At 73.5% G+C, this 8,637-nt stretch carries 10 protein-coding genes and 1 pseudogene; 3 read left to right on the plus strand and 8 right to left on the minus strand.

Annotated features, from left to right (window positions below; translation table 11 throughout):
* Positions 1–61: 61 nt before the first annotated feature.
* The 6 genes from ABT336_RS25850 to ABT336_RS25875 form a co-directional block, all read right to left on the minus strand.
* Entirely contained in the window at positions 62–181 is a 120-nt protein-coding gene (locus tag ABT336_RS25850; protein ID WP_350899974.1) for a SapB/AmfS family lanthipeptide, read from the minus strand.
* Positions 182–272: 91 nt separating this feature from the next.
* Positions 273–392, minus strand: coding sequence for a SapB/AmfS family lanthipeptide (locus ABT336_RS25855; RefSeq protein WP_013734295.1), 120 nt, complete (start codon positions 390–392; stop codon positions 273–275).
* A 6-nt stretch (positions 393–398) separates the two neighbouring features.
* The gene (gene lanKC, locus ABT336_RS25860) at positions 399–3,071 is read right to left on the minus strand and encodes a class III lanthionine synthetase LanKC (RefSeq protein WP_350899959.1); all 2,673 of its coding nucleotides are present in this window, start codon (positions 3,069–3,071) and stop codon (positions 399–401) included.
* A gap of 237 nt (positions 3,072–3,308) precedes the next feature.
* Entirely contained in the window at positions 3,309–3,728 is a 420-nt protein-coding gene (locus ABT336_RS25865; protein ID WP_350899961.1) for a YchJ family protein, read from the minus strand.
* Between the two features lie 85 nt (positions 3,729–3,813).
* Positions 3,814–4,425, minus strand: a complete 612-nt coding sequence (locus ABT336_RS25870) for a class F sortase (RefSeq protein WP_350899962.1) — start codon at positions 4,423–4,425, stop codon at positions 3,814–3,816.
* Between the two features lie 85 nt (positions 4,426–4,510).
* Positions 4,511–4,993, minus strand: coding sequence for a hypothetical protein (locus ABT336_RS25875; RefSeq protein WP_350899964.1), 483 nt, complete (start codon positions 4,991–4,993; stop codon positions 4,511–4,513).
* 271 nt (positions 4,994–5,264) lie between these two features.
* Here ABT336_RS25875 and ABT336_RS25880 point away from each other — a divergent pair, with 271 nt between their 5' ends.
* The 3 genes from ABT336_RS25880 to ABT336_RS25890 are packed head-to-tail and all read left to right on the plus strand — an operon-like array spanning position 5,265 to position 8,081.
* Positions 5,265–6,572 (plus strand): lycopene cyclase family protein, encoded by a 1,308-nt coding sequence (locus tag ABT336_RS25880; protein WP_502891269.1) that lies wholly within the window; start codon positions 5,265–5,267, stop codon positions 6,570–6,572.
* A gap of 46 nt (positions 6,573–6,618) precedes the next feature.
* On the plus strand, positions 6,619–7,857 hold the full coding sequence (locus ABT336_RS25885) for a cytochrome P450 (protein WP_350899968.1): 1,239 nt from the start codon (positions 6,619–6,621) through the stop codon (positions 7,855–7,857).
* On the plus strand, positions 7,854–8,081 hold the full coding sequence (locus ABT336_RS25890; RefSeq protein ID WP_350899970.1) for a ferredoxin: 228 nt from the start codon (positions 7,854–7,856) through the stop codon (positions 8,079–8,081). Before ABT336_RS25885 ends, ABT336_RS25890 begins: the two co-directional genes overlap by 4 nt.
* A 126-nt stretch (positions 8,082–8,207) precedes the next feature.
* Here the strand turns inward: ABT336_RS25890 and ABT336_RS25895 are convergent, their stop codons facing one another.
* Together ABT336_RS25895 and ABT336_RS25900 are read right to left on the minus strand one after the other, a co-directional pair.
* A complete protein-coding gene (locus tag ABT336_RS25895; protein ID WP_350899972.1) occupies positions 8,208–8,444 on the minus strand; it encodes a hypothetical protein in 237 nt (78 codons plus the stop codon).
* 51 nt (positions 8,445–8,495) lie between these two features.
* Positions 8,496–8,637 (minus strand): annotated as a pseudogene (locus ABT336_RS25900) (pentapeptide repeat-containing protein); the annotation flags it as partial.

Below are 8,637 nucleotides of genomic sequence, written 5' to 3' on the forward strand. Positions count from 1 at the left end.
GCCGGACGCGATGGCCCCGGGCGGTGCGGTGCACCGCCCGGGGCGCCCACGCGCGGTGGGATCAGTTGCAGGTGGTGAGGGAGAGCGAGCTGTCGCCGCAGAGCAGCAGGCTCGCCTGGCTGCCGCCGCCGGTGCGGTCGGCGGGTGCCATCTCCAGACCCTGCAGGTCGAGGAGCGCCATTCTGGTCACCTCCTTTCGGTATCCGGTGGTGCCGACGCCGGGATGCGGGTCGCTGACCGGGGTGCGACCGGTCACCGTGCCCCCGGGCGGGTCAGTTGCAGGTGGTGACGGAGAGCGAGCTGTCGCCGCAGAGCAGCAGGCTCGCGCGGCTGCCGCCGCCGGTGCGGTCGGCGGGTGCCATCTCCAGACCCTGCAGGTCGAGGAGCGCCATGTCGTGTCACCTCCTTCCCGTCTGGTCGGTCAGGCTGGTCACCCCGAGGTTGCGGGGCGGGTCCTGGGGCGTCAGCGCGGACGCCTGGACGTCGCGGGGTGGGTCCTGGTGCGTTCCCACGGACGCCTCGGGGCCGGGGGTCAGGAAGGGCAGGCCGACCCGGTACGGCCCGTGGGCGGCGGTCACCGCCAGCAGGACACCGGCGGTGCCGGTGGCCAGGTCCATCGACAGCCGCAGCAGTTGCTCACCGGGGAAGGCGATCCCGTCGGCGTAGGGCAGCGCGTGCCAGGCCAGCCGGCTCACCTGGGCCTCCAGCGCGGCGTTGCGGTCCGGGGTGGGCGTCGTCGCGGCGAGGTAGGCGATGATCCCGGCCCGCCCGGCGAACAGCCCGGTCTGGGCGTAGAACGGGGACCGGGCCGCCCTGCGGATTCCCGTCGCCGCCTCGACGAACAGTTCGTCGGCTCGGTGCCGGAGGTAGCGTTCGAGCACCAGACCGATCCCGACACTGCCGTCACCGAGGTACGGCATCGTCCGCCAACCCTCGTTGACCTCCCACGCCCCGTCCGGGCGGACGACGCAGCGTCGCAGGTCCTGGCGGAGCGCGGCGGCGGCGTGGTCGAGCCACGCCCCGTCGCCGTCGGTCTCGTGGAGGCGCACCAGCAGCAACGCGGCCCCGCTGCGTCCGCGCAGCAGCCCGGCGTACGGGTGTCCGCCGCCGCTGATCTCGCCGCCCGGGTCCTCGGCGACCTGGTCGACGACCCGGGCGGCGACCTGGAGGGCCTGCTCGCGCAGGGTCGCCTCACCGGTGCGGTCGGCGAGGTGCAGCAGGTTCAGTCCGATCCCGGCGAGCCCACCGGAGAGGCTGGGGTCGAGGTCCCGCCACGGTTCACGCCCACAGATGTCCAGGACGTCGAGGGCGTCGGCACGCCGACCCAGCCCGTCGAGGGCGTACGCGACCCCGTGCAGCCCGTCGTAGAAGCCGAGCCGGGTGCCGGAGACCGGGGCGGTGGCCCGGCGGACCAGCCATTCCTCGTGCTCCGGCCACCGGCCCGCGCCGCACACGGTCAGGGTGTGCAACACCCCGGCCGCCCCGTGGGCGAGGTTGAGTCCACCGCTGCGGAACTGTTCGATGTCTCCGGGGAAGAGCCTGTCGTCGCGGTCGGGGGTGGCGCTGGCGGTGATCGCGGCGACCATCCGACGGCTCGTCACCGGCGGGTGCCCGGCGGTGTCGTCAGGTGCGCTCGCCGGGTCGGCGGTCGGCGGACCGGGGTGGGGTGCGCCGGTGATCTCCTCGACGGCGCGGGCGAGCCACTCACGCGGCACCGGGAAGGTGTCGGCGACGACCTCTGCGAGCTGCGTCGCCTTGGTCTGGTCCAGGCGGACCAGTTGGGTCAGCGGCAGGAACAACGCCAGTCGCAGGCAGGCCAGGGCGTACCTGTCCACCGCCGGTCCGGTCCGGTCCCGGGGGGCGGCGAACCCCTGGTTGCGCAGGCCGGGGCGACGGTGCCCGTCGACGGGGGCGGCGACCTCGAAGTCGACGAGGGCGATCGTGTCGTCCGGTCGGACCATGACGTTGAACAGGTGCAGGTCGCCGTAGACCAGTCCCCGGGCGTGGATTTCGCCGACGACCGTCTCGACCTGCTCGTGCACCGATCGGGCCCAGCGGGCGTACGCGGCCCGGTCGGCGTCGGTGGCGTCCGCGTCGATCAGCGGGTACCGCTCGACGACGACCTTGTTCAGCGACCGGCCCTCGATGAACTCCAGGGCCAGGAAGTGGTGGTCGCCGAAGGTGAACTCGTCGTGCACCCGGGGCACCTGGGGCAGGTCGGCGAGCCGGCGCAGGTTCGCCGCCTCCCGGGCCAGGCGAGCCACCGCGTCGACCCCGTCGGCGTCGAGACCGGCGTGCGGGCGGGCCTCCTTGAGCACCACGGGGGTGTCGGTGCGCAGGTCCCGCCCGACGTACAGGCCACCGCCGTTGGAGAAGTGGATGACCCGTTCGATGCGGTAGGGCAGCTCGTCGGTGCGGGCGGCGTTGCGGGCGGCCAGGTGGGGGGCGAGGAAGTCGGGCAGCCGGACCCAGGACGGCAGGTGGAACACCGGGTCGCGCCGGTCCGGCACCAGTGTGCCGGTGTCGTCGGCGACGGCGGCCACCACCTGGCCCTGGTCGGACCGGCAGTACCGGGCGGCGAAACCGCCGTAGCGCACGTAGACCGGTCCGGCGCCGTAGCGCAGGTCGGAGAGGATGTACGGGCCGGTCCGGCCGGTCAGCAGCGCGTCGAGTTCCTTGCAGGCCAGTTCCAGCTCCGCCTCGTCACGCGGGTAGACGGTGACGAACTTGCCGCTGGCGCCCCGGGCGGCGTACTTGGAGTTGCGCATCAGCAGGGTGCGGGGGCCGCGGAGGAACTTGAACGCCAGGGCCCGGGGGAGGCAGTAGTCCCAGACGGTGGCGAGCACCTGGTCGGCGTCGGCCATCCGGGCGGTGACGTGGATCTTCCACCCCTGCGGGGGGAGGGTGCCGTCGACCGGGGCGTACATCAGCCAGTCGCCGGTGGCCTCCCGTTCCCACCCGGCCGGGATCGGACGGTCGGCGGTGGGGAACCCCGGCTGGGTCGTGCCGCTGCCGAGCGAGTCGTAGAACAGGGGGTCCGCCGCGCAGTAGCTGTCGTACCGCTCGTCCATCTCCGCACCTCCTGTTCGTCGACCGGCCGGTGGTGTACCGACCACAACGAGTCTCGGCGGCGGGATCGATCGGCCACAGTGCGGTTAGTCATGAACAGAAAGTGCATGCCGCATGACAACAAATGACATCTGTCATGGGTTAGGGGCGCGTCCGGGTGGCCGGGGACGTCAGGACGGTCGACCGGGGGTGGCCCGGTCCGTCCACGGTGGTCGGCCGGACGGTGGTGGCGGGGTCGGTCAGTCGGGCAGCGCGTGGAGATAGACCCAACGACCGTCCTCCCGGACGAACATGCTGCGCTCGTGCAGGGTGTCCGACTGTCCGGCCTGGCGGTGGTGGGCGCGGAACTCGACGGTCCCGCTGCTGTCGAGCAGGCCGCCCCCGGAACTGTCGACGATCTCCAACCGGAGCCACCGCTGCCCGGGGTCGAGCACCAGTCGCGTCGGCCGGGTCGAGGAGTGCCAACTGCGGAGCAGGTAGCCGACGTCGCCGACGGCGAAGGCACTGAACCGGGAGCGCATCAACTCCTCGGCGGTGGCGGCGTCGGTCACCGCGAGGTGCAGTGGGCGACAGCACCGGGCGTACGCCTTGCCGGTACCGCACGGGCACTGTCGGTTGGTGTCGTCGGCCGCCGCCCGACGGTTTGCACGTCTCGCCACGGCACGATCCTCGCAGAGCCTTCCGTCGGCTCCTCACACCCCGTGCTCGGGTGGCGCGCCACCGGCCCGCCGGACGTCGTCGGGGTCACCCGACGCGGGTGGCGAAGACGACGACGTTGTCCAGGTAGTCGCGGCGGCCCGCGTCGAAGCGCCCACCGCAGGTGAGCAGCCGCAGCCGGGCCGTGTCCCCGGGGCCGTAGACCAGGGCGGTGGGGAACTGCTCCTTCGGGTACGTCGCGACCCCGTCCACTGTGAACCTGACGGCCCGTCCGTCGGCGCGGCCGACCTCGACAGTGTCGCCGGGACGCAGTCGACCGAGGTGGAAGAAGACAGCCGGGCCGCTCTCCCGGGAGTCGACGTGCCCCACGAGCACCGCGTTGCCCGGTTCGCCGGGGCTCACCCCCAGCCGGTACCACCCGGCGACTGTGGGCCGGTCCAGTGGCGGGACCTCCAGCTGCCCGGACGGGTCGGCGGCGACCGGCACCACCTCGGCGCGTACCCCGATCGCCGGGACGGTGACCCGGACCGGGGCGGCCCGGGGCAGCGGGGGCAGGGACGGCCCGGGGCGGTCGTACCCGGTGCCGGTGGGGGCGGGCGCGGCGGGCGGGCGGACCGGTGCGACAGTCACCCCGACGACGAGCAGGACCACACCGAGCGCACCGGCCACCGCGACTGCCGTCCATCCTCGACGGTGCACCGCCTCACCTCCTCACGAGACGACGGGTGCCCGCCCCGGTTCACCGGCGCGGGCACCCGTCTCAGGATGGGATGGAGCTCGTGGGTCAGGCCATGGCGGCCCGCTGGCGTCGACGCCGCAACATCAGCAGCGACCCACCCGTCGCGGCGGCGACCAGGACACCGCCGGCGGCGATCAGCTGCGGTGAACCACCCACGCCGCCGTCACCGGCAGGAGCGCCGCCGATCGGGGTGACGGTGAACGTGGCGCTCCCGGCGTCGCTGCCGTCGCCGCAGGTGGCGGCGACCGTGTAGGTGCCCAGGGTGAATCCGGCGGTGAACAGTTCGGCGCTCAACCCGCCACCGGCCGCCGCCGTGGTGGACCGGACGTTCTGGTCCCGGTCCGGTCCGGTCACCCGGAACAGGGCGTCGCCCGTTCTGGGGTTGCAGTCGGTGGTCAGGACCACCGTCCCGCCGACCGGCGTGGTCGCCGGGGACACCGTGGTGGCCGCGAGCGCGGCAGCCGGGAGCAGCAGGGTGCCGAGTCCCACGCCGAGCGCCGCCGACAGGGTCAGTCTCTTCGCCTTCATACGCGTCTTCCCTCACTTTTCGTCCGCTGACTGCGTGGGACGTCGTTCGGGTGGCCAACTCCGTGACGAGCACCGGTGTGACCAACACTAGGCGGGTTGGGCCCTCCATCCGGTGAAAATGAGAATTCTTCGTTGCCGTCCGATGTCCACCACGGTCACCCGGCTGGGCGACCCGGTGCCCGTTGCGACCGGGTGCCCGTTGCGGCCCGTTTGCGGCCTGCGCCACCCCCTGGGCCGCCGCGCGAAACGGCGGATGTGGCAGCGTGAGGCGGTGAGCAACACCGAACCCGTCGACGTCGACCTCGTCCTGGCCGGTGGCGGGGGTGCCGCCTCACTGGTCCTCGCCGCCCTGGACCGGCACCGGGTCCGTGGCCTGCGCATCGCTGTCGTCGACCCGGTCCACCGGCGCGGGCAGGACCGGACCTGGGCGTTCTGGGGCACCCCTGACGACGCGCTCGACCCGCTGCTCAGCGCCAGGTGGGACCGGGTCGAGGTGGCCACCCCGGGCGGGTCCCGGGTCCTCGACCTCGCCCCCCTGCGGTACGCGATGCTGCGATCCGCCCCGGTCTACGCCCGTGCCGCCGAGGCCGCCGACCGGCTCGGGGTGATCCGGGTCCACGCGCCGGTCACCGCCCTCGACGACGACGGCGACCGGGTGGTCGTACGCGGTGCGGCGGGGCCTGTCGCCCGGGCCCGGTGGGTCCTCGACTCCCGGCCCCGCCCCCCACAACGGGCCGGCCGGACCTTCTGGTTGCAGCACTTCCGGGGCTGGTGGGTGCAGAGCGGTACGCCGGTCTTCGACCCCGGTCGGGCGGTTCTGATGGACTTCCGTACCCCGCAACCCGCCCGGGGGGTGTCCTTCGGCTACGTCCTGCCCGTCAGCAGCAGGTACGCCCTGGTCGAGTACACCGAGTTCTCGCCCTCGCTGCTCACCGGCGACGGATACGACCGGGCGCTGGCCGGGTACCGCGACCGGCTCGGCCTGGACCCGGCGAGGCTGACGGTGCGGGAGGTGGAGAACGGGGTGATCCCGATGACCGACGGGCCGTTCGTCGCCCGGCCCTCGCCCCGGGTCGTCCGGCTCGGTACGGCCGGCGGGGCCACCCGCCCCTCCACCGGGTTCACCTTCTCCGCCATGCACCGCCAGGCCGACCAGGTGGCCCGGGCGCTGGCCGCCGGGCGGCCACCGGTGCCCGCCGACGCGTACCCGGCCCGGCACCGGTGGATGGACGCGGTGGCCCTGCGCGCCCTGGACGCCGGGACGGTGGGCGGGCCGGACTTCTTCGCGCGGCTCTTCGCCCGTAACCCGCCCGAGCGGGTGCTGCGGTTCCTCGACGGGACCACCACCGTCGCCGAGGAGGTGGCGGTGATGAGTTCGACCCGCCTGGCTCCGATGATCGCGGCGACCGTCGCGGACGCCTCCGCCCGCCTGGCGGCCCGGTGGCGACCGGCAGTCCCCGTCCCGCCGATCCCGGCGCCGGTCACCGACGGGGTCGTGCCTCCCGGGGTCGTGCCTCCCGGGGTCGTGCCTCCCGGGGTCGTGCCTCCCGGGGTTGTGCCGACACCCCTCGATGGGTAACGTCACGCATCGATGTGACTACTATCCGTTGTGGGAGGTGTCCCCGGTGACCCCTACCGTCCTGCCCTCCACCGTCGAGGCCGAGCTGCCCGAGTGGCCACCGATCAACCGGGCTCGTGGCCCGTTCGCCCTGCTCGACGACGCCGACCGGGAGCGCCTGGTCGGGCCGGTCACCCGGGTCAGGCTCCCGACCGGGGCGGGCGCGTGGTTGGTGAGCCGACACGCCGACGTCCGGCAACTGCTCCGTCACCCGGCCTTCAGCTCCGACCTCAGCCGACCCGGTTTCCCGCTCCTGCGCCCGCTGCCGCCACAGTCGGAGGCCGACCGCAAGGGTGCCTTCCTCCAGATGGACGGCGCGGAGCACACCCGACTGCGGCGGATGCTGACCGCCGAGTTCATGATCAAAAACGTCCGACGGATCGAGCCGCTGATCGAGCAGACCGTCCAGGACACCCTCGACGACCTGACCGCCGCCGGCCCTCCGACCGACCTGGTGTCGGCCTTCGCCCTGCCGCTGCCGTCCATGGTGATCTGCCACCTGCTCGGCGTTCCCTACGCCGACCACGACTTCTTCCAGTCCCGCAGCCGCACCCTCCTCGACGCCACCATGAGCTCCGACCTGGTCCGCAGCGCCGTCGACGAGCTACGGGACTACGTCCGAGCCCTGATCGAGGCGAAACGAGCCCACCCCGGCGACTCCGACGACCTGCTCAGCCGCCTCGTCCGGGAACGGGTCGAGCCCGGGGAACTCGACGTCGACGAACTGGTCGGCATGGCGCTGCTCCTGCTCATCGCCGGCCACGAGACGACTGCCAACATGATCGGGCTGAGTGTCCTGCTGCTGACCCGCCACCCGGACCGGTGGGCCCTCCTGCGCGACGAGCCCGACCGGGCCCCCGGCGTGGTCGAGGAGCTCCTGCGCTACCTGAGCATCGTCCGGACCGGGCTGTTCCGGGTCGCCACCGAGGACGTCGAGATCGGTGGCCGGCTCATCCGGGCCGGGGAGGGCGCGGTGGTGCTGGTCTCGGTGGCCAACCGCGACGCCGAGGTCTTCGACGACCCGGAGGGCTTCGACCCCTACCGGCAGGCCCACCAACACGTGGCCTTCGGGTTCGGGGTGCACCAGTGCATCGGGCAGCCGCTGGCCCGCGCCGAGCTGCGGATCGCCCTGGTGGAACTGGCCCGACGCCTGCCCGACCTGCGGGTCCTCGACGACCCGCAGGACCTGGCCGTCCGGGACCGGTCGATCGTGTTCGGCCTCGACGCCCTGACGGTGACCTGGTGACCCACACCGACCGGGCGATGACGGCGACCGGGCTGCGGATCGCCGTGGACCGGGACACCTGCTGCGGGTCGGGCAACTGCGTCCTGACCGCGCCCGAGGTCTTCGACCAGGACGACTCCGACGGGCTGGTGCTGCTCCGCGACGCCGCACCACACCCGCAGAGCGACGAACGCATCCGGCAGGCCGCCGCCCTGTGTCCCTCCGGCGCGATCCGGATCACCTGAACCCGTCGGGCCGCAGCGTCTCCCCCCGGCGCTGCGGCCCGGCGCCCTGGCCTCCCCGGCACGTTCCGGGAAGCCGTCGGACCCGTCTCGCCGACCTGTCGCACCGACTCGAAGAGGACTCCCCGGTCAGGTCTGGTCCTCCAACATCGGATCCTCGGTCCCGGAGACCGCCGCCACGTCGTACCCGGCCCGGCTGGTCTCCCGGGCCGAACGGCGGTCCTCGGCGGGCAGGTCCGCGAAGTCGTCGCCGGTGTCCTCGGTCGTGTGCAGCGACTCACCCGGCGGACGCAGGGAGGCCTCGAACGCGGTGGTGCCGTCGGGCTCGTCGGTCGCCGCCTGATCCGTACGGTGTTCGTTGGTCATGCCGCAGTTCTGCCCGTCCGGACGGCCACCAAACGCGGTTCAGGGCCACCGTCACCGTCGCCGCGCGCCGGGCGGCCCGCCCAGAGGGGTCAGGGGCAGCGCGGACCAGTGCGGCGGTCGGATCCGGCGGGGCGGCAGCACCGTACGCCGGTCACCCCGCGCCGCGTCGAGCTGCGACTGGTGCAGGAACAGC

The sequence above is a fragment of the Micromonospora sp. NPDC000207 genome, assembly GCF_040300925.1.
In the GTDB taxonomy this organism is placed as follows: Bacteria; Actinomycetota; Actinomycetes; order Mycobacteriales; family Micromonosporaceae; genus Micromonospora.

What these genes read in the sequence shown, in the direction of transcription:
- ABT336_RS25850 (WP_350899974.1), bottom strand. Translation starts at nt 181, where the DNA reads ATGGCGCTCCTCGACCTGCAGGGTCTGGAGATGGCACCCGCCGACCGC.
- ABT336_RS25855 (WP_013734295.1), bottom strand. Translation starts at nt 392, where the DNA reads ATGGCGCTCCTCGACCTGCAGGGTCTGGAGATGGCACCCGCCGACCGC.
- lanKC (WP_350899959.1), bottom strand. Translation starts at nt 3,071, where the DNA reads ATGGACGAGCGGTACGACAGCTACTGCGCGGCGGACCCCCTGTTCTAC.
- ABT336_RS25875 (WP_350899964.1), bottom strand. Translation starts at nt 4,993, where the DNA reads ATGAAGGCGAAGAGACTGACCCTGTCGGCGGCGCTCGGCGTGGGACTC.
- ABT336_RS25895 (WP_350899972.1), bottom strand. Translation starts at nt 8,444, where the DNA reads ATGACCAACGAACACCGTACGGATCAGGCGGCGACCGACGAGCCCGAC.